Genomic DNA, 21,712 nt, shown 5'->3' with positions numbered 1-21,712 from the left:
CTGCAACTAAAATTATTTTTTAGCTTTTGCTTTGGTCGCTGTACTGGCTTTTGCAGCAGGTTTCTTTTTGTCGTAATTTAATGTTTCCTTCCTGACTTTCATGGGAACATTTGGTTTAGCATCTTCTGCTTTTCCTTCTTTAACTAATTTATCATTCAGTTCGTTTTCTTCGGGAGGAAAAATATCATCTTTTGATTTTATTCGTTCGTCTCCACGCCAGACAAAACCTTTTAATTTACGGTCATTTTCGGCTAATTCGTCTTCAGGATAACTATCGCTTTGCACGTTCTTAAAAAGGGTGATGTTGTCAACTTGGTTATTCTCTATAATAAGATTAATTCTGCTGCTTACACTTTTGTCAATTCCTACAAGTTCGTTTGCTGAATTTCGTGCGTAATATATAGCTTCAGTGTTTTTTATAATATCTACATCATGAAGTTTTCCGTCCCTGAATTTTCCGAACAGGTTGAGGCCTTTGACCTGATTATATCCTGTTCCGAGCGTATCCTTCGATATGAGAAAGGTATTATTGAACACTTTAAGGGAATCTAATTTTCGGGTTTTGTTATCCCCAATTAAATGCATTAGATCCCCCGTAATCTGGCTTTCTCCATTCCATAAAATTGGATTCTTTATTAATTTTGTGAGCGCTGTTTTGCTGTTTGAATGAAGAGAATCACATTTTCCACTCATATCTATTTTGTAAAAGCGAACATTATTAAAAGCCCTGATAATTCTTTCACCTTCTTTTCCGGTAACCATTAATTTTTTACCATGTATATAAACAGAATCTTTTTCAACCAAATTTATGGCAACCGCTCTTTTAGTTACAAACATGGAATCTTTTAGTTTGTATAATTCGGCATAATGACCTTTTACGATTCCCTTGTTTATAGAATCTGTAATTTTTACGTTTCGAGTAGCTGAAGCAAATTCGGTATTTCTATTGTAAAACAGACTGTCACCTTCTATTCGCCGGTCATCGTATTTTATGTACGATTTTCGTAGGAAGTGTGCCAGGTTTTTCTTGGTGTCGTAAAAACCATTTTCGGTATAGATATAATTTGTTTTGCTTGTAATGGTTGATGGTCCAAACAAATAGGAATGCCCTGAGTTGCTGTAATAATCTAAGTGATTAGATTTCATAACATATTTCGGGTTTGTAAGCGTTACTTCCGTTAAAAACTGAAATTTTTTCTGCGCTACGTAGTATCTTCCTGATTTACTAACCAATGTATTGTCTTTGTTAACAATTGTTCCTTTAGTATTGTAAAAAACCTCTTGTACATTTCGGTCAAAATTGATGGTGTCCGTTTGTAAAGTTGCATCAGGAGAGGTCATAACAGCATTTCCGGTTGCGAAAGCTTTTTTTACATTACCACTGTATTCGGCGTATTTGCTATTTAAGTATAATGTATCACCTTGTACGAGTTGTACATTTCCAAAAGCTTTGATGTAATTTTCTTTTTGAAAGAAATAGGCTTTATTACAAGTAAGGACTACACCATCATGATTTATTTTTACATTTCCGGTAAGTAAAAGTGCACCTGGGATTTCTACTTCGTTGACATCTGAAAAGTCTGAGTTTTCTACTATTATTTTTTTAGGTGCTTGTGCAAAAACGCCTTGCACATTTACTAAAAGCAAACAAAAAGATATGAAAAAGAGTAATTTCTTCAATTGATTTAATTTTTGTCAAATTTATGAAAAAGGTAGCAACCTGAATCCATATTAAGATTTATTTATAATGCAAAACTGATATTTGGAAATTTAAATTTATCAACAAAAACAGAAACTCTTTCGTTGTAGTTCTTTTTTTGAAAATAAACCCTGATATATTTTTTCTAAAAACTTTTAATCTTTACAAATTAATCTAACTTTAGAAGTGATTATTGTGAATCAATTGAATGAAAAATGATAAATAAAAAAAATATAGCAGTAATAGTTGTTTTCGTTTTCGTTGTAATTTCCTGTAAAACAAAACACATAGATATTAAAGATAAAAAACCTGATCAGGGAAAAATTGTTGTTTATCAAGTTTTTGCCCGTTTGTTTGGGAATAAAAATACAACAAATAAGCCTTGGGGAACCATTGAAGAAAATGGTGTTGGAAAATTTAGTGATTTTACAGATAAAGCACTTGATGAAATAAAGGATTTGGGTGTAAATTATATTTGGTATACAGGAGTTCCTCATCACGCCTTAGTACGTGATTATACTGCTTATGGGATTTCAAATGATGATCCTGAAGCAGTAAAAGGACGTGCAGGTTCTCCATATGCTGTTAAAGATTATTATAATGTAAATCCTGATTTAGCAGTAAATCCTGCTAATAGATTGCAGGAATTTGAGGCTTTGATTTCACGTACGCATAAAGCCGGTTTAAAAGTGATTATTGATATTGTGCCTAATCATATTGCGAGGAAATATGAAGGTAAAAATAATCCTGACGGTGTGAAAGATTTTGGAATCGATGATGATGTAAGTGTTGAATACAGCAGGAACAATAATTTTTATTACATTCCAAAAACGCCTTTTCAAATACCGGAAGATGATATTCCGTTAAATGGAGCAAAAAATCCATTGGTTGATGGTTTTTTTGATGAAAATCCTGCAAAATGGACGGGCAATGGTTCCAGAAAAGCAAAGCCGGATCAAAACGACTGGTATGAAACCGTAAAAGTAAATTACGGGATTCGTCCTGACGGTTCTAAAGATTTTCCTGAACTTCCTGCCGGATTTGAGCAAAAATCATATCAGGAGCATTTTGCATTTTGGCAGAACAAAGATGTTCCTGATTCCTGGAAAAAATTTAAATCGATCGCTTTATATTGGACAGCAAAAGGTATTGACGGATTTCGTTACGATATGGCAGAAATGGTTCCGTATGAATTTTGGAGTTATATGAATTCATCCATTAAAATGAAAAATCCAGATGCTTTTTTATTAGCAGAAGTTTATAATCCGAAAGAATATCGCAATTATATCCACTTAGGAAAAATGGATTATTTGTATGATAAAGTAGAAACCTACGATAAACTCAAAGATATAATTCGAGGAAAATCTTCTCCTGACGGTTTATCAGATATTCAAAAAGGAATGTCGGATATTGAACATCATATGCTGCATTTTTTAGACAATCATGATGAGCAGCGATTAGCAAGTCCTGAATTTGCAGGAACTCCCGAGAGGGGAAAACCTTTAATGGTTATCTCAACAACAATCAGTACCTCTCCAACAATGATTTACTTTGGTCAGGAAGTTGGCGAGGCCGGAAATGAAAATGCTGGCTTTGGAACGCGGTCCAGAACTTCTATTTTTGATTATATTGGAGTTCCCAATCATCAGCGCTGGATGAATGATGGAAGATTTGATGGCGGAAAATTATCTGATTCAGAAAAAAGTTTACGTAATTTTTACAAACGTTTACTGAATTTTTCCATTACCAGCTCAGCTTTAATGGGCGAATTTCAAGAGATTCAATCTGTAAATCGTTTGAATAATCAGGATTATGATCCTTCGATTTATTCTTTTGTGCGTTGGTCTGATAATCAAAAATTAATTATTGTGGTCAATTTTTCTTCTGAGAAAACAAGTGAATTCAATTTGAAAATTCCTTCTGATGTTGTTTCGAAATGGAATTTAAAAGACAGGGAATATAAATTAACAGATCAATTGTATGAAAAGAATTCAGTTCAGTTAAAAATAGATAAAGGTGAAGGAGTCATGAAAGTTAATATCCTGCCTTCTGAATCTTTTATTTATGAATTAAAATAAATTTAAAATGGGCGCTTTAAATTATTTAAAGCGCCCATTTTAATTAGACTTTATTTTTCAGTGCTTCTGCATCAATATCGCTGTGTGAAACATCATAAACAGCTTTACCGTTTTTTATTAAAATCAATTGTGGTGACTCGTGGTATACATTGAATTTTCGGGCTATTTCATTCGAAACATCTCGGTGCGCAATCAAATCAAGAAAATAGGCATCTACAATGTCATTAAGATCAAACTCGCGTTCAAATTGCTTCAAAGCCATTCGGCTAATACTGCATCTTGTGCTGTGTTTGAAAATCACAACCGGTTTTTCTTTCGATATTGCTTCAATTTCCTGTAACTGTAAAATATCCGTTAATTCGGTCCAGTTTATATTGCTTTTAGGAGAATCTGTATTCTCTGAATTTCCGAAGATTGAATTTAAAAAACTCATATTTGACTTGTTTTGTGACTTTTTGACGTTTGAAAACAGCTAAAAAAACTCTTTTTGGTGTCATTTTGTCTGTAATTTTAGTGTGGAATATATTTTGAAATATGCACAAAGGTAGAGCATTTAAAGTTAAAAATTTAATGCAATAAATTCTAATTTTAATGTTATCGAATATTGATAAAATAATAATCCAATCCTAAATCTTACAGATATGAATATAAATAAATTTACAACTAAATCGCAGGAAGCCATTCAGTTGTCTCAGCAACTGGCACAAAGATATGGACAGCAACAAATAGAAAACGAACATATTTTTAAAGCCATTTTTGAGGTTGATGAAAATGTTGCGCCATTCATTTTGAAAAAACTCAATGTAAATGTACCCTTGTTTTTGCAAGTCCTGGACAGTACAATTCAAAGTTTTCCAAAAGTTTCCGGAGGTGATATCTTGCTTTCCAGAGATGCGAATAAAGCTTTGAATGAAGCTGAAATCATCGCACAAAAAATGAACGACGAATACGTTTCGATCGAACATTTAATTTTAGCCATTTTTGATTCAAAAAGTAAAGTTGCCCAAATTTTAAAGGATCAGGGTGTTACCGGAAAAGCTTTAAAAGCAACTATAGAAGAACTTAGAAAAGGCGAAAGGGTAACTTCTGCTTCTGCTGAGGAAACTTATAATGCACTGAATAAATACGCTAAAAACTTAAACGAATTAGCACGAACCGGGAAACTGGATCCCGTGATTGGCCGTGATGAAGAAATTCGCCGTGTATTACAGATTCTAACACGAAGAACAAAAAACAATCCAATGCTAGTTGGGGAACCTGGAGTTGGTAAAACCGCTATTGCAGAAGGTTTAGCGCACAGAATTGTGGATGGCGATGTGCCTGAAAATTTAAAAGACAAAATTGTTTTTTCTTTGGATATGGGAGCTTTGATTGCCGGAGCGAAATACAAAGGAGAATTTGAAGAGCGTTTAAAATCGGTTGTTAAAGAAGTTACAGCTGCCGAAGGTGATATTGTTTTATTTATTGACGAGATTCACACTCTTGTAGGTGCAGGTGGAGGTGAAGGCGCTATGGATGCGGCAAATATTCTAAAGCCGGCTTTGGCTCGTGGAGAATTAAGAGCGATTGGGGCGACGACTTTAGATGAATATCAAAAATATTTTGAAAAAGACAAAGCTCTTGAACGTCGTTTTCAAAAGGTTTTAGTAGATGAACCCGATACTGAAAGTGCCATTTCTATTTTACGTGGAATCAAAGAAAAATATGAAACGCACCATAAGGTTCAGATAAAAGATGAAGCAATTATTGCAGCAGTGGAACTTTCACAGCGCTATATCACGAATCGTTTTTTACCGGATAAAGCTATTGATCTGATGGATGAAGCGGCTTCTAAATTGCGTATGGAAATCAATTCAAAACCAGAAGAACTGGATGTTTTGGATCGTAAAATTATGCAGTTGGAAATTGAAATTGAAGCTATTAAACGTGAAAAAGAAGAGTCCAAGCTTAAAATCCTGCGTATGGATTTGGCTAATCTGAAAGAAGAGCGAAATGTAATCTTTACTAAATGGAAAACTGAAAAAGATGTTGTAGATGGAGTTCAGGCAGTGAAATTAGAAATAGAAGATTTTAAACACGAAGCTGAACGTGCAGAACGTGAAGGTGATTACGGTAAAGTAGCTGAAATTCGTTACGGAAAAATAAAAGAGGCCCAAGAACGTCTGGATGGTTTACAAAAACAATTACAGGAGTATCAATCCGGAACTTCATTGATTAAAGAAGAAGTAACCCGCGAAGATATAGCGGAAGTTGTTGCAAAATGGACCGGAATTCCGGTAATGAAAATGCTTCAGACAGAAAGAGAAAAGCTCCTTCATCTTGAAGAAGAACTGCATAGAAGAGTAGTAGGGCAGGAAGAGGCAATTGAAGCAGTGAGCGACGCTGTTCGCAGAAGCCGAGCAGGATTACAGGATATGAAAAAACCTGTTGGAACCTTTTTATTCCTTGGAACAACCGGAGTGGGTAAAACAGAACTTGCAAAAGCTTTGGCCGAATATCTTTTTGACGATGAAAATGCCATGACACGTATCGATATGAGTGAGTATCAGGAACGCCACAGTGTGAGCCGTTTAGTAGGAGCTCCTCCGGGTTATGTAGGTTATGATGAAGGTGGGCAATTGACCGAAGCTGTTCGAAGAAAACCGTATTCTGTGATTTTGTTAGACGAGATCGAAAAAGCCCATCCGGATACGTTTAATATTTTATTGCAGGTTTTAGATGAAGGTCGATTAACTGATAACAAAGGTCGTCTGGCTGATTTTAAAAACACAATTATCATTATGACCTCTAATATGGGAAGCCATATTATACAAGAGAAGTTTGAAAATCTAAAAGGAAGTGTAGAAGCCGCTACTGAAGCTGCGAAAGTTGAAGTTTTAGGATTGTTGAAACAAACCGTTCGTCCGGAATTTATAAACCGTATCGACGAAATTGTAATGTTTACTCCGTTAACAGTCGATAACATTTCGAGAATTGTGAGTTTACAGCTTAAAAGTGTTAGCAAAATGTTGGCACTTCAAGGTATTACAATGGATGCAACTCCTGAAGGAATCAAATATCTATCAGATAAAGGATATGACCCCGAGTTTGGTGCAAGACCGGTAAAACGTGTCATTCAGCGAGAGGTTTTAAACCAATTGTCTAAAGAAATTCTGGCAGGAAATATAACAACAGACAGTATTATTTTGATTGATGCTTTTGATGGTAAATTGGTTTTTAGAAATCAAACTGCAGAAGTAGCGAAATAAAAGCTTAGTTTTTAATAGTTTGAAAACACCAGTTGTAAAGCTGGTGTTTTTTTATGTTTCTTTTCGCAATAATAAGATTTTACTGTAAGAATTAATATATATTTGAATCATCAAATTTAAAATTAATTTTAATTTAATGAAGAACATCAAATCTTGAATCAAATAGATAATTCACTATATAAATCAATTATATGAAAGGAAACCAACAGATTTTTTTTATTTTTTTTATTACCAGTATTTCATTTGTAAGTAGTTATTCTCAAGAGGGAGTAGTGGTTGCTGGAGGAAATACCACTGGATCGGGAGGTACAGCAAGTTATTCAATTGGACAAACAGTTTACACAAGTTTATCCGGCACTGATGGATATGTTTTGCAAGGTATTCAGCAGCCTTATGAAATAACTACCTTAGGGAACGATGAAATTACTGATATTAATCTGGTAATCACTGCATATCCAAATCCTGCTATTGATGTGCTTAATTTAGTTATAGCAACTGATAAATGGAATGAATTATCATATAGTTTATTCGATATCAGTGGAAAAGCAGTATCTAGAAACTTAGGAATAACAAGTTCAGAAACAGGTATATACATGCAAGGATTAAATCAGGGAATTTATTTTCTGGCAATAAATAATGGTAACAAAACAATAAAAATTTTTAAAGTCATAAAAAAATAACAATTAAATCGTAGAAAAATATATGAAAAAAATTACTCTTGCATTACTATTATTAAGTTCTTTTAGTATTTTATTTGCTCAGGCTCCACAGAAAATGAGTTACCAATCAGTTATTCGTAAAACAGACGGGACATTGGTTGCAAATACTTTAGTAAGTATAAAAAGCAGTATTTTATTAGGTTCAGCAAGTGGCACGGCTTCTTATATTGAAACACAAACAACCACCACTAACAATAACGGATTAGCAACAATCGAAATTGGAGGCGGACCCCCCTCTACAGGAACTTTTGCAGGTATAGATTGGGGTTCAGGATCACATTTTATTAAGACTGAAATTGATCCAACAGGAGGGAGTAATTACACTATTAATGGTACAAGTCAGCTTTTGAGTGTTCCATACGCCTTATATGCTGGAAGTAGCCAAAACCCGGGAAAAACGAGTATCGTATTAACGGGTGATATTACAGATGCACAAGCGACAGCGAAAATAGCTGCGGAGTTTGGACCCAATACAGAAAATGTATATGTTAATGGCACAACTAATTTGACAAATTTAGATCTAAGTCAAATAAAAAATTTAATAGATTTAAATATAAGCGATAATTTAAAATTAGTTACCATAAATTTAAATGGTCTTACAGAAGTTTATAATGACTTACATATAGAAAATAACGAAAAGGTCAATTCAATTTTATTTCCAGTCTTAAAAGTAGTACATGGGGATAATGCTAATATTTCAAATAATGCATCTTTGACATCTATTTCTTTACCTTTATTAGCTAAATCAAAAGAACTTTCTTTTAGACTTAACCCTGTTTTAACGTCTATTGATTTGCCATCATTATCTTTTGTTCGTAATTCTGAAGGTATTAGTTTTAGGCATAATGCGCTTCCAAGTTCTCAGGTTAATTTAATTTTAAATAGACTGCTAAATCTAACTTCTCAACAAAATTATATTGAATTGCATAATCAAAATCCAACAGCTCCTCCAACAGGCCAAGGAATTATAGATAAAGCAACTTTAATAAGCAAGGGTAATATTGTTACAACAGATTAATTCATAATCATTTTTAATACTTAAAAAATCACCAGTCAAAAGCTGATATTTTTTTGAGGTATTAAGAGAAACCGTAAATCATGAAACTTTTTCTAAAATTCTTATAAATCAAAATGATCTTTATGTTTTCATCTTTACAAATAACTTAAAACAAACATTATGAACAATATATTTAGAGGATTAATCGCAGGTTACGGAGCTAAAAAATTAGGCGGAGGCTGTTTTGGAACTATATTCGTTTTCATTATTATTTGGCTTCTTTTAGGACAATGCAGCTAATTTTTCAAGGAAAATTAAATCAAAAGTATTAGATTCGCACAACTAAAATTATTGGAATTTTAATACTAAAAATAGATTATAATGGCATCAGGTTTTTTCGTACTATTAGATGATATCGCAGCAATTATGGATGATGTTGCTGTAATGAGTAAAGTTGCAGCAAAAAAAACTGCTGGTATTCTTGGTGATGATTTAGCCGTAAATGCAGAAAAAGCTTCCGGATTTGCTTCTTCAAGAGAGCTTCCTGTGCTTTGGGCGATTAGCAAAGGATCGCTACTTAATAAAATTATTATTCTGCCGATAGCATTTTTACTGAGTGCTTTTTTACCAGTTGCTATTATTGTGATTTTAGTTCTGGGCGGATTGTTTTTAGCTTACGAAGGAGCTGAAAAAATATACGAATTTGTCTTTCCTCATTCGCATGAAGAATCAGAAGGAATAACGGAAGAATCCTTTACAGAGGAAGAAATTCTGGCAATGGAAAAAGGGAAAATAAAATCAGCAATCATAACAGATTTTATTTTATCTGTAGAAATTGTAATTATCGCTTTAGGTACCGTAATTGAAGAGCCTTTAATGCAGCAAGTCGTTGTAACTTCAATAATTGCATTAATTGCAACAATTGGTGTTTATGGTATTGTTGCTCTTATTGTCCGAATGGATGAGGCAGGTTACAAGCTTATTAAATTTAGTAAAAGAGAAAAAAGTGTATCAAAATTCATTGGTAATATTTTGGTAAAAGCGCTGCCATTGGTTATAAAAAGTTTAACTGTAATTGGTACAATTGCATTATTACTAGTTGCTGGTGGAATCTTTGTACATTACATTCCATTTTTTCATCATTTATCAGAAGGTATTCAACTTCCTTCAATACTAAAAGAATTTGTAACGGGCCTTGTTTTAGGATGTGTTGTTCTGGTAATTGTAAATTTGTTTAAAAAGGTTTTCGGAAAGAAACGATAACAACAAATCATATATAAAACAAAAACACCAGCAATTGCTGGTGTTTTTTTATGAAATTATCTTAAGCTTGCTCCAAGCTGAGTTTCGAAGGTCTGCTGCAGTTTTGACATAATTTTATCAATCTGACTATCGGTAAGCGTTTTGGTGCTGTCCTGAATTGTAAAACTCAGAGCATACGATTTTTTGCCTTCCGGAAGATTTTTGCCTTCATAAACATCAAACAGATTCACATCTTTTAAAAGCGCTTTTTCTGTCTGTTTAGCCAGTGTGTAAATGTTTTCATAAGTTGTGCTTTGGTCAATTAATAATGCTAAATCTCTGCGGACTTCTGGGTATTTAGGGATTTCTGAATATTTAATTTTTCCTGTAATGATTTTTAGAATCAAATCCCAGTTAAAATCAGCATAATAAACTTCTTGTTTGATTCCGAAATGTTTTAAAATTGATTTTTTAACTACTCCAATCTCAACTAAAACCTCATTGTTGTATACTTTTGCCGTTCCTTCAGAAAATACATCTGACTTAGACGGAACATTTGAAATTTTGTCTATTCCTAAACGGCTTAAAATGCCGGTTACATATCCTTTCAGTAAAAAGAAGTCAGTGGTTTTTTGTGGATTTGTCCAGCTTTCCTTATTCCTGTTACCGGAAATTAACAAACTTAAATGTTTGTGTTCTTCATAGCCATTAAGATATTTATGATATGTTTTTCCAAATTCGAATAATTTCAAATCAGAATTTTTTCTGTTGATATTGTATGAAATGGCTTCTAAACCTGAAAATAATAATGACTGACGCATCGTAGATAAATCACTGCTTAGAGGATTCAGCATCGTAACATTGTGCTCTTCTTTTAAGTCAGCAGATAATTTAGCGTAAACAGCCGTAGTTAACGAATTTGCCATCATCTCATGAAAACCTTGTGAGTTTAACTGTGATGCTATTACATTCTGTACTTTATAATCTTCAGTTCTTGGTGAATTTGAAACAGTTGCATTGAATTTTTTAGAGAAATCAATATTATTGTATCCATATACTCTCAAAATCTCTTCAATAACATCTATTTCACGCTGAACATCAACTCTATATGCTGGAATTGTTAATCCTAAACCGGAATCAGAAACACTATTTACTTTTATGTCTAAAGAAACTAATATTTTTTTGATAGTATCTTTTGGAATTTCCTGTCCGATAATTTTAGATACATGACTAAAGTTTAAGAAAACAGAAAAATCTTCTACTTTTTTAGGATATACTTCGATTACATCAGACGTAATTTTTCCTCCTGCAACTTCCTGGATTAACAGAGCTGCACGTTTTAATGCATATTCAGTAATAGTTGGGTCAATTCCTCTTTCAAATCTAAAAGAAGCATCTGTGTTTAACTGATGTCTTTTGGCTGTTTTACGAACGCTTACGGCATCAAAATAGGCACTTTCTAAAAATATTGAAGTAGTTCCTTCAGAAACTCCTGATTTTTTTCCGCCAAATACGCCTGCGATACAAAGTGGTCCTTTTTCGTCGCAAATCATTAAATCTTCTTTGTGTAATGTTCTTTCAACATCATCCAAAGTAATAAACTTTGTGCCTTCCGGAAGTGTTTTTACAATTACTTTTCCGTTGATTTTTGCCGCATCAAAGGCATGTAGAGGCTGTCCCAATTCGTGTAAAACATAATTGGTAACATCTACAATGTTATTTTTTGGAGTTAATCCAATAGCTTTTAAACGGTCTTTCAGCCATGTTGGAGATTCTTCCACGGTAATACCGGAAATTGTCACTCCACAATATCTTGGCGCTAAAAGCGGTTCTTCGACACTTACGTCAATTTTCAAAGTACGCATATCAACTCTGAAATTGCTTACAGATGGTGTAATCAATTCAACGTTCACACCGCGTTGCAGCATTCCTGCTCTTAAATCACGTGCAGTTCCATAATGGCTCATGGCATCTGCGCGATTTGGAGTTAATCCAATTTCGAAAACTTCATCATTTGCTATTTTGAAAACTTCTGAAACCGGAGTTCCAGGAATCAGGGCGTCGTCTAAAACCATAATTCCGTCATGACCTGTGCCAAGACCTAATTCATCTTCGGCGCAAATCATTCCATGGCTTTCCTGACCGCGAATTTTTCCTTTTTTAATGGTAAATTCATTACCTTCTTTGTCATATAAAATAGTTCCTATTGTGGCTACGGGTACTTTTTGACCAGCGGCAACGTTAGCTGCACCACAAACAACCTGTATAGGAGTTTCTAAACCAATGTTTAAAGTTGTCACTTTTAATCTGTCTGCATCAGGATGTTTTTCGCAAGTAAGCACATGTCCTACAACAACTCCTTCTAAGCCCCCTTTTACTGATTGGTATTTTTCGACAACTTCAACTTCCAGACCTAAATCTGTAAGTAATTCTGAAGTTTGCTCTGATGTCCAGTCTGTTTTAATGAATTGTTTTAACCAGTTGTAAGATATTTTCATGTTGATTTCAGTATTCTTGAATAAGACTACAAATATAAGGATTGATTGCGGGAGTTTGAAACTATTTTTTTGTTTTCTAAAATTCCTTAATCAAAATTATAAATGGCAATAAATTTTAAAATTTTTAAAGAGATAAATTAGATTTAAATCAATTCCTCAACATGTTTTTTGATGTTTTCGGATATTTTTTTGATGGGTAAATCGTTTTCATCATCTCCAAACGGATCTTCGATTTCTTCGGCAATTAATTCTAAACTTGCCAGAACATAAAATACAAAAACCACTACAGGAGCTACAAAGTAACCCAGGCTTACAGAATATCCAAAAGGAAGCGTCATAGTATAAAAAAAGATGAATTTTTTTATAAATGCACTATAAGAGTAGGGAATGGGTGTGTTTTTTATTCGCTCACAGGCACCGCAGATATCAGTAAAAGATCTTAATTCGTCGTTTAAAATGATTAGTTGGTCCCCGGTGATTTTTTTTGCCTCATACAAATCATTAATTTTTTGATATATGATTTTTTTTAACTGATTTGGTTTATGCTTGTGATGATCGATTTCTAAATCTACGTCCTCAAAAAGTTGTTTACTGGTGTCATCATCTTTTAAATGAATTTGCAAAACATGTGCATACATCGGAATAAATTTTCTGAAAAAATTTCTATCATTTTCATCTTTTAAAATTGCAGATAGCTTAATGGCCAGATTACGGCTGTTATTGACAAGACTGCCCCATAATTTTCTTCCTTCCCACCAACGGTCGTAGGCAGTATTGGTTCTGAAAACAAGTAATAATGAGATAACAAAACCAAGCATACCGTGCATAACATTTATATTATGAATGTAGTCGTTTTTTCCGATATTAAAATACTCAACTTCCAAGTAACCAACGGCAGCACTGTAAATTCCAATGATAATCATGACAGAAAACAATTTTCTTATGGTATCAGATTTGTGGAAACGAAAAATAAAAGTTACCCAGTCCTTTGTGTTGTATGAAATCATTTAAATGTTTTTCGGACAAAATTAAACTAAAAACTAATATTTCCGGCTAATTCTTTCAATGCAATTTCAGATAATTTTGCCTGATATTGCGCATTGCTGTAACGAACTTTTGCATTCACATAATTTAGCTGGGCAGTTCTGAATTCTAATGTTGTTATCGTTCCAATTCTGAATTTATCCAGTGTAATGGAAAGGTTTTGTCTTGCTATTTCTTCATTATCATCTTCCAGTCCTATCAGTTCAATATTAGTTAAATAGGTCTGAAAAGCAGTGCTTAATTGTGTATTCAAAATCAAGTTTTGCTGTTCAATTGCAATTTGAGAATTTTCGATTTGCAATTTGGCTATTTTTTCATTTCGATGCTGGTTAAAACCATCAAATATATTAAGTGTAGCATTAAAACCATAATTCAAACCTCTTGATGAAGCTTCACTTGTAAAACCTAAACTGGACTGACTCTCTGCAAAATTATAACCAGAAGTTAAGTTGATAACAGGATATCTGTCTGCTTTTACTTGTTTCAACTGCAATTCGGCAATTCGTTTATTAATTATCTGAGCTTCTAATCCGGGGTTTTGTTTTTGTGCTAAATCCAATAAATCTGCAAAAATTAATTTATCATCAACAGTAACCTGATCTGTGACTTTAAAATCAATTTTAGGATCACGCGCTAAATATTGATTAAGCAGAATTTTAGCATTAACATAAGATTCTTTTTGGCGTAACATAGCTACCTGATCTGAATTCAAATCAACTTGAGCATTCAAAACCTCTAGTTTGGAAGCTTTACCAATTGTAAAACGATTTTTTGCCAACTCTAATCTTTGGTTTGAAATGACAATGGTGGTATCTAAGGCTGCAAGTTGTTGTTGTTGTTGCACCAAATCATAATAGGCAGAATTGACCTGGGCAATTTTTATTAAAATAGTTCTTTTTAATTCCGCATCGCCTAATTTTTGAAGCTCCTTCAGCTGGTCTAATCTGGCAAACATTTTCATTCCGTCAAAAACGGTCCAGCCAAGACTTACACCGTAATTTAAGCTGTTATTTTTGGCGTTATCCAGAGAGGTTGTAGTTCCATCCTGTCGTGTTTGAGATGAGTTGGTAATGCTATTGTTGTCTGTTACAGAAGCTGTAGCAGTAGGGAGCATACCTGCATTTCCAATAGTTACATTGGTTTCGTTTATTTTCGAATTGTTTTTGGCAATTTTAATTTCAAAATTATTTTCTAAAGCTATTTTCATAGCCTCTTCAATAGTCAGGATTTCCTGAGCATTACCTTTTGCTATACAAAACAAAAATAAAATCAGACTTTTTAATATTGTTTTAGTTTTCATATTATGAATTTTGGCTGTGAATTATATTACTAAATTAAATTCATAGCTCTTGATATTGATTTCAAAATTAAGAATCTACACTTTGCTGTCTCTTTCGTATTCTTCAATATGATCAAATTCCGGATAATGTTTTCTGGCTTTCGACCACATTAAATAAATAGCAGGAATTACAAAAAGTGTCAATGCCAAAGAGAAAATAGTTCCTCCAACAATTACAACTCCCATTCCGATTCTACTCGTAGAAGCTGCTCCAAGCGACATTGCAATTGGTAAAGCTCCTAATGCGATGGCTAAACTCGTCATTAAAATAGGTCGTAAACGCGCCTCTGAAGCCTCTAAAATAGCTTCTAATTTTGGTTTTCCCTGCTCACGTAACTGATTCGCAAATTCTACGATCAAAATACCGTTTTTGGTTACCAGTCCGATAAGCATTACGGTACCAATCTGGCTAAAGATATTCCATGTCTGGTTGAACAGCCATAACGAGAATAATGCTCCTGCAACTGCCATTGGTACAGTTAAAATGATAATTAAAGGATCAACAAAACTTTCGAATTGCGCTGCTAAAATCAGGAAAATTAATAATAAAGCCAATCCGAATGCAAAAGAAGTATTGGAACTACTTTCGACAAAGTCTCTCGATTCTCCACTTAAATCTGTGGTGAAAGTGTCATCCAAGACTTTTGCTTTAATTTCATTCATAGCATCAATTCCATCACCCATACTTTTTCCCGGCGCAAGACCTGCAGAAACTGTAGCCGACATATATCTGTTATTATGATACAATTGTGGCGGGTTACTTTGCTCTTCAACGTTTACAACATTATCCATCTGAATCAATTGACCTTTGTTATTTTTGACAAATATCGAAGTCAGATCCAATGGTTTAGATCGGTCTTTTTGATCAAATTGTCCTATAACCTGATATTGTTTTCCATTTTTAATGAAATAACCAAAGCGCTGACCGCTTAATGAAAGCTGCAAGGTTTGAGCAATATCAATAATAGAAATTCCAAGACTTTCGGCTTTTGCGCGATCAATACTTACGTTTAATTCCGGCTTATTAAATTTTAAATTCACATCAGTAACTGAAAACACATCGCTTTTACCAACTTCATCCATAAACAATGGGATTTTTTCACGAAGCTTTTCAAAATTTGGCGCTTGAATAATATACTGAATAGGTAAGCCGCCACGTCTATTTACCGCAATTGTAGCTTGTTGCAGCACAGATGTTTTAGCATCAGGATATTTTTTTGTCCATTTTGATAGTTGATCGGCAATATCTTTTTGAGATTTTTTTCTTTCATCTGGTTCTTTTAATGAAAGCCTGACAAAACCAGAATTGGTTGCTGAAGCTCCAAAACCGGGTGCTGTAATAACCAAGCTCACTTTTTTCTCCGGAATAGAATCGTCTACTAATTTCGAAATTTCCTGCATAAAGCGATCTGTATATTCATATGAAGAGCCTTCAGGAGTTGCCATACGCATTGTCACTGAACTACGGTCATCATAAGGAGCGGTTTCTTTTGGAAGAATAGTAAAGAATAAATAAATCAATCCAAAACAAGCAATCAGAATAGGGAAACTAATCCATTTTTTATCCATGAAACGTTTCAAAGAGTCAGCATAACCGCTATTTAGTTTTTCAAAAAATGGCTCGGTTTTGATATAAAATTTAGATTTTTTCTGTTCTCCGCCTTTCATCAAATAAGCATTCAGCATTGGCGTTAAAGTCAGGGATACAAAAGCCGAAATTAATACCGCAGCACCAATAACGACTCCAAATTCCCGGAATAACCTTCCTACGAAACCTTCCAGGAAAATTACAGGTAAAAATACTGCCGCTAAAGTCACGGAAATGGAAATTACAGCATAGAAAATTTCATTAGAACCTTTTATCGCTGCTTCAATTGGCGACATTCCTTCTTCGACTTTTTTGAAGATATTTTCAGTAACTACAATTCCGTCATCAACTACTAAACCTGTTGCCAAAACAATTGCTAAAAGTGTTAATACGTTGATTGAAAAGCCAAAAAGCCACATGATAAAAAACGTAGCAATCAACGAAACTGGAATATCAATTAAAGGTCTGAAAGCAATAGCCCAGTCCCTAAAAAACAAATAAATGATAATAATTACCAACACAATAGAAATTCCTAAAGTTTCTACTACTTCAAGCACTGATTTTTTTACAAAAAGAGTGTTATCCAAAGCAATATTTAGTTTAATGTCTTTTGGTAAATCTTTTTGTAATGCTTCGTATTTTTTGTAGAATTCTTTTGAAATATCTAAATAATTAGCTCCCGGCATTGGAACAATTGCCAAACCAATCATTGGAAGTCCCGATTGTGTTAATTGTGTTTCCGGATTTTCAGGCCCTAATTCAGCATTTCCAATATCACTTAAATGAACGATTTTATCTCCATCCGTACGAATAATGATATTGTTAAATTCTTCTGCCTTTGATAGATTTCCAATGGTTTTTACTGTCAATTCGGTATTATTACCCGTCAATTTACCCGATGGTAATTCCACATTTTGAGCATTTAACGCAGCACGAACTTCTGATACAGTGCAGCCATATGCAGCCAATTTTGCAGGATCAATCCACAGACGCATGGCATAACGTTTTTGTCCCCAGATTTGAACTCCACTTACTCCTGGAATAGTTTCTAATCGTTGAGAGATAACATTTTCGGCATAATCGCTTAATTCCAACGAACTTCGTGTGTCGCTTTGAACCGTCATAGAAATGATAGACTCACTATCAGCATCTGCTTTAGAAACTACTGGAGGAGCATCGATATCCTCAGGTAAATCCCGGATGGCTCTCGAAACTTTGTCTCGAACATCGTTTGCAGCTTCTTCTAAATTTTTATCTAAATTAAATTCGATAGTAATATTACTGCTTCCCTGATTACTGGAAGAAGTGATATTTCGAATCCCATCAATAGCATTTACGGCTTTTTCGAGAGGTTCGGTAATTTGTGATTCAATAATATCCGAATTGGCTCCGGTATAATTGGTTCTGATAGAAACCTGCGCCGGATCAATCGAAGGAAATTCCCGAACTCCCAGAAAAGTATAACCAATGAAACCGAATAATATAATTAGAAGATTCAGTACGATGGTTAAAACAGGTCTTCTTATACTTGTAGTTGATAAACTCATTTTTTTTGAATTATAAATTATAAGTTATTAATTATGAATTATAATTATAAGTTCCGGAAGAATGATAGTATTAATTCCAAGACTTATAATTCTTAACTTATAACTTTACTTTAATTTTTATCGGAGAATCGTTTTTCAACGACATTACGCCACTTGTAATTAAGGTATCACCGGCTTTTAATCCTGATAAAATCAAAATCGAAGCATCAGTTCTGGTAGTCGCATCAACGATAACTTCTTTAGCTTTACCATTGTTCGAAATAAAAACTTTTTTTCCATCCTGAATTGGTACAATTGCTTCAGAAGGGACTACGATCGCATCGTTAATAATGTTTAAAGGTAATTTTATATCGGCAAATGTTCCGGGAAAAAGTTTTCCGTCAATATTTTCTGCAATGGCGCGAATTTTTAAAGTACGTGTCGCTACTTCTACTTCCGGTTCGATTGCATATATTTTTGCCTTATAAATTTTATCCGATCCTGAAACTGTAAAATCAATAACTGACCCTGATTTTACCTGAGAAACATATTTTTCAGGAATAGAGAATGTAATTTTTAATTTTCCTGTATTTACCAGTTTAGCTACTAATAACGTTGGTGTAATATAGGTTCCGGGTGAAATAGAACGCAAACCAATTTTTCCTGAAAAAGGTGCTTTAACAGAAGTTTTGGCAATTTGGGCGCTTATTAATTGCGTCTGCGCTTTCGCGGAAGCGTAATCTGCGTTTGCAACATCAAATTCTTCCTGGCTTATGGCTTCTTTTTGTAACAATAATTTAGCTCTTCTTTGATTTTCGCCGGCAAGGCCTTCTTTTGTCTGCGCCTGTCTCAACTGAGCTCTCAATTCAATATCATTTACCTTAAAAAGTACCTGACCTTTATTTACATAACTTCCTTCATTAAAGTAAATCCCTTCAACAATTCCTGAAATTTCACTGTGAATTTCTACCTGTTCGTTAGCTTCAATAGATCCGGATAACGATAAGTTATTATCAAAAGTAGAAGTTTTAACCACAATTCCGGTTACACTCGTAGGTCTGTCTTTATCGCCAAATTTTTTAGATTCTTCGTTTTTACTTTTATTGGAAATGATCCTGTAAGTGATGAATCCTCCTAGTACTATAATGATAAGGGCGTAAATTAGGTGTTTTACTTTCATAAAATTAAGGTAAATGTGTTTTAGATATGGAATTAGTGGTTTACAAATTTAGTTTTTTGATGCGAATACAAAAGCTCTTAATGTTTATTTAACAATTGTATGTACAAGTGTTTTTAAGCTTGAAAAGCTTAGACTGAGGTTTCGAAAAAAGGTTTAATTGAAATGTTGTTTTTTTTAATAATTTTGAGAAGTTAATTCTGCTGTACACTATATTCCCGATAAACAAAAACTACGGCTAAAGCCTTGTTTTTCTAAATCGGGAGATGCCGCTTCCATCAGGGCTAGGGCTTTTTGGTGAGAATATGAATTTGTTATTCTAAAAGGTTTAAAAAACAGTGAGGTGTTAGTATTAAAAACGTCAGTTCGAGTGTTTTTTGTGCAGAGAAACGGAACAAAAAATGTATCGAGAACCGTCTTCAATGATATTTTTTCTATTCTCGATACAATCCCGATGAAAAATCGTGATCACTCGAACTGACGAAAAATTATCATCAAAAAACACCCAACGAGTTATATATTTATTAGGCAAAATCTCAGACAAGCTTCAAAAAAAATGCAATAAAACGTTTCGTCTTATTGCATTTAAATTATTGATTCTAAAAGTTTTTAAGAATTGCTAAACTGCAGATTGCTCAGGTTTTTATAAATTCCGTTTTCAAGATTTATCAATTCCTGGTGTGTTCCTTCTTCAGTAATTTTTCCGTTATCCAAAACTAAAATTTTATCAGCATTTCTAATGGTCGAAAGACGGTGTGCGATAATAATGCTGGTTCTTCCTTCCATTAAAACTTCCAGTGCTTCCTGAACTAATTTTTCACTTTCACTGTCTAAAGAAGAAGTTGCTTCATCCAAAATTAAAATACTCGGATTTTTTAATAAAGCTCTTGCAATTGCAATTCTTTGGCGCTGACCTCCAGATAATTTTACACCGCGTTCTCCAACCAAAGTCTCGAATTTTTCCGGGAAACCTTCCACAAAATTCAAGGCATTGGCCTGTTTCGCAGCCAGCATTATTTCTTCATCAGAAGCATCCGGTTTTCCGTAAGCTATATTTTCTCTAATCGTTCCTCCAAATAAAATAACGTCCTGAGGAACAATACTCATGTTTCCGCGAAGATTCTCTAAATCGTAATCATAAATGTTTTTTCCATCAACCAGAATTTCTCCTGATGTAATATCGTAAAAACGTAATAATAAAGAAGAAATAGTCGATTTTCCGGCACCACTTGGTCCGACAAGAGCAATCTTCTGACCAAATTCGGCATTGAAATTTACATCTTTTAATACCTGAACTTCTTTTCTTGACGGATAACTGAAAGCCACATTTTTAAAAGCGACGTTTCCTTTTATTTTTTCTACAGCTGAAGTCTTCGGGTTTGCATTGATGGCTTCCGGAGCTTCTTCCAGTAATTCAAAAACACGTTCTGTGGCTCCTACTGCTTTTTGGATCTGAGCATACATTTCGGCTATTCCTCCAAAAGAGGCACCAATAAAGGTTGTATAAAGTACAAACGAAATCAAATCACCCACACCTTCAACTTCACCTTTTATGGTTAAGGTAATTCCGTACCAGACAACGGCAACCACACATCCGAAAAGGCATAAAATGATAAAGGAAGCAAAATATCCTCGGTACTGACCGCCTTTGATAGCGATTTTTACAATTTCTCTGATTTTGTTTTTATAACGCTGAATTTCGTACCATTCGTTGGCAAACGCTTTTACGTTGCTGATTCCCTGTAACGTTTCTTCCACAATAACCTGACTTTCGGCTACTTTGTCCTGTGTTTTTTTTCCGTACTTACGAATAAACCTTCCAAATATAACAGCAGCAACAGCTACAACCGGAACGATGGCCAGCATCATCAAAGTCAATTTTGGACTGATGCTTCCTAAGATTACAAATCCTCCAATGATTAAAATAAACTGACGTAAAAATTCGGCAATTGTTGTGGTAAAAGTGTCCTGTAATTGTGAAATATCAGCGCTGATTCGGCTGTTCAGTTCCCCAACACGTTTTTGGGAATAAAACGACATTGGAAGTTTGATTAAATTCTCATACAGGGCAAAACGAATATTCGATAAGGAGTTTTCAGTAAAGTTGACGAAAAGAGAAATTCTGAAAAACGAGAATATGGCCTGTAAAACCAGAATTCCCATAAGAGCGATTGCAATCTCATTCGCTTTATCAAGATCTTTATTTGTAACACAATCGACCAACATTCCCATTAATTTAGGAAAGGCGAGGGCAGTGGCGCTGGTTAATAATAAGAAAACCAGGCCGAGGAAAAATTTCCATTTGTGGTTTTTAGCATATTTAAAAATTCGGATTGCTTTTTGAAGGGAGTTAGAGTCTAATTTAGCTTTCGGTAAATCATTTTCCTGAAATCTTGCCATTTGAGTATACAATTAAGGTATGCAAATGTATGACTATAGCAAGTGAATACAAAAGAATAATTTAAATTAGCCTTTCAAAATTCGTTTTTTAACTCAATCTTAAGCTATCGATGGATTTTATTTTGTTTTTAAGAAGCTGAAAAATAGCTTTCTAAAA

General features: G+C 34.0%; 13 protein-coding genes. 5 read left to right on the top strand and 8 right to left on the bottom strand.

What is annotated here, in order from left to right:
* Positions 1-12 precede the first annotated feature (12 nt).
* Entirely contained in the window at positions 13-1,680 is a 1,668-nt protein-coding gene (locus DMB68_RS19815; protein WP_231131700.1) for an OstA-like protein, read from the bottom strand.
* A 234-nt stretch (positions 1,681-1,914) separates the two neighbouring features.
* On the opposite strand from DMB68_RS19815, the gene DMB68_RS19810 reads away from it, so the two are divergent.
* Positions 1,915-3,777 carry an alpha-amylase family glycosyl hydrolase gene (locus DMB68_RS19810; RefSeq protein ID WP_110348366.1) on the top strand — a complete coding sequence of 621 codons (1,863 nt, stop codon included), beginning with the start codon at positions 1,915-1,917 and terminating at the stop codon, positions 3,775-3,777.
* 43 nt (positions 3,778-3,820) lie between these two features.
* On the opposite strand, the gene ytxJ is transcribed toward DMB68_RS19810, so the two are convergent.
* A complete protein-coding gene (gene ytxJ, locus DMB68_RS19805; protein WP_110348365.1) occupies positions 3,821-4,210 on the bottom strand; it encodes a bacillithiol system redox-active protein YtxJ in 390 nt (129 codons plus the stop codon).
* Positions 4,211-4,418: 208 nt separating this feature from the next.
* Here ytxJ and clpB point away from each other — a divergent pair, with 208 nt between their 5' ends.
* The 4 genes from clpB to DMB68_RS19785 all read left to right on the top strand — a co-directional run bounded on the left by clpB (position 4,419) and on the right by DMB68_RS19785 (position 10,004).
* Positions 4,419-7,025, top strand: coding sequence for an ATP-dependent chaperone ClpB (clpB, locus tag DMB68_RS19800; protein ID WP_110348364.1), 2,607 nt, complete (start codon positions 4,419-4,421; stop codon positions 7,023-7,025).
* 191 nt (positions 7,026-7,216) lie between these two features.
* On the top strand, positions 7,217-7,705 hold the full coding sequence (locus DMB68_RS19795) for a T9SS type A sorting domain-containing protein (protein ID WP_110348363.1): 489 nt from the start codon (positions 7,217-7,219) through the stop codon (positions 7,703-7,705).
* A gap of 22 nt (positions 7,706-7,727) precedes the next feature.
* A complete protein-coding gene (locus DMB68_RS19790) occupies positions 7,728-8,762 on the top strand; it encodes a hypothetical protein (RefSeq protein WP_110348362.1) in 1,035 nt (344 codons plus the stop codon).
* Between the two features lie 360 nt (positions 8,763-9,122).
* Entirely contained in the window at positions 9,123-10,004 is an 882-nt protein-coding gene (locus tag DMB68_RS19785) for a DUF808 domain-containing protein (protein ID WP_110348361.1), read from the top strand.
* A gap of 56 nt (positions 10,005-10,060) precedes the next feature.
* Here the strand turns inward: DMB68_RS19785 and pheT are convergent, their stop codons facing one another.
* The 6 genes from pheT to DMB68_RS19755 all read right to left on the bottom strand — a co-directional run bounded on the left by pheT (position 10,061) and on the right by DMB68_RS19755 (position 21,555).
* The gene (pheT, locus tag DMB68_RS19780; RefSeq protein ID WP_110348360.1) at positions 10,061-12,481 is read right to left on the bottom strand and encodes a phenylalanine--tRNA ligase subunit beta; all 2,421 of its coding nucleotides are present in this window, start codon (positions 12,479-12,481) and stop codon (positions 10,061-10,063) included.
* A gap of 143 nt (positions 12,482-12,624) precedes the next feature.
* Positions 12,625-13,488, bottom strand: a complete 864-nt coding sequence (locus DMB68_RS19775; protein WP_110348359.1) for a bestrophin family protein — start codon at positions 13,486-13,488, stop codon at positions 12,625-12,627.
* Positions 13,489-13,514: 26 nt separating this feature from the next.
* A complete protein-coding gene (locus DMB68_RS19770; protein ID WP_110348358.1) occupies positions 13,515-14,825 on the bottom strand; it encodes a TolC family protein in 1,311 nt (436 codons plus the stop codon).
* 75 nt (positions 14,826-14,900) lie between these two features.
* Positions 14,901-17,999: an efflux RND transporter permease subunit gene (locus DMB68_RS19765; protein ID WP_110348357.1), complete on the bottom strand. Its 3,099-nt coding sequence runs from the start codon at positions 17,997-17,999 to the stop codon at positions 14,901-14,903.
* A 97-nt stretch (positions 18,000-18,096) separates the two neighbouring features.
* A complete protein-coding gene (locus DMB68_RS19760; protein WP_110348356.1) occupies positions 18,097-19,158 on the bottom strand; it encodes an efflux RND transporter periplasmic adaptor subunit in 1,062 nt (353 codons plus the stop codon).
* A 606-nt stretch (positions 19,159-19,764) separates the two neighbouring features.
* Positions 19,765-21,555, bottom strand: coding sequence for an ABC transporter ATP-binding protein (locus DMB68_RS19755; RefSeq protein ID WP_110348355.1), 1,791 nt, complete (start codon positions 21,553-21,555; stop codon positions 19,765-19,767).
* Positions 21,556-21,712 lie beyond the last annotated feature (157 nt).

The sequence above is a fragment of the Flavobacterium hydrophilum genome (genome assembly GCF_003202405.1).
In the GTDB taxonomy this organism is placed as follows: domain Bacteria; phylum Bacteroidota; class Bacteroidia; order Flavobacteriales; family Flavobacteriaceae; genus Flavobacterium; species Flavobacterium hydrophilum.
The sequence above is the reverse complement of the archived record's forward strand: the minus strand, read 5'-3'. Positions and strand labels throughout refer to the sequence as shown.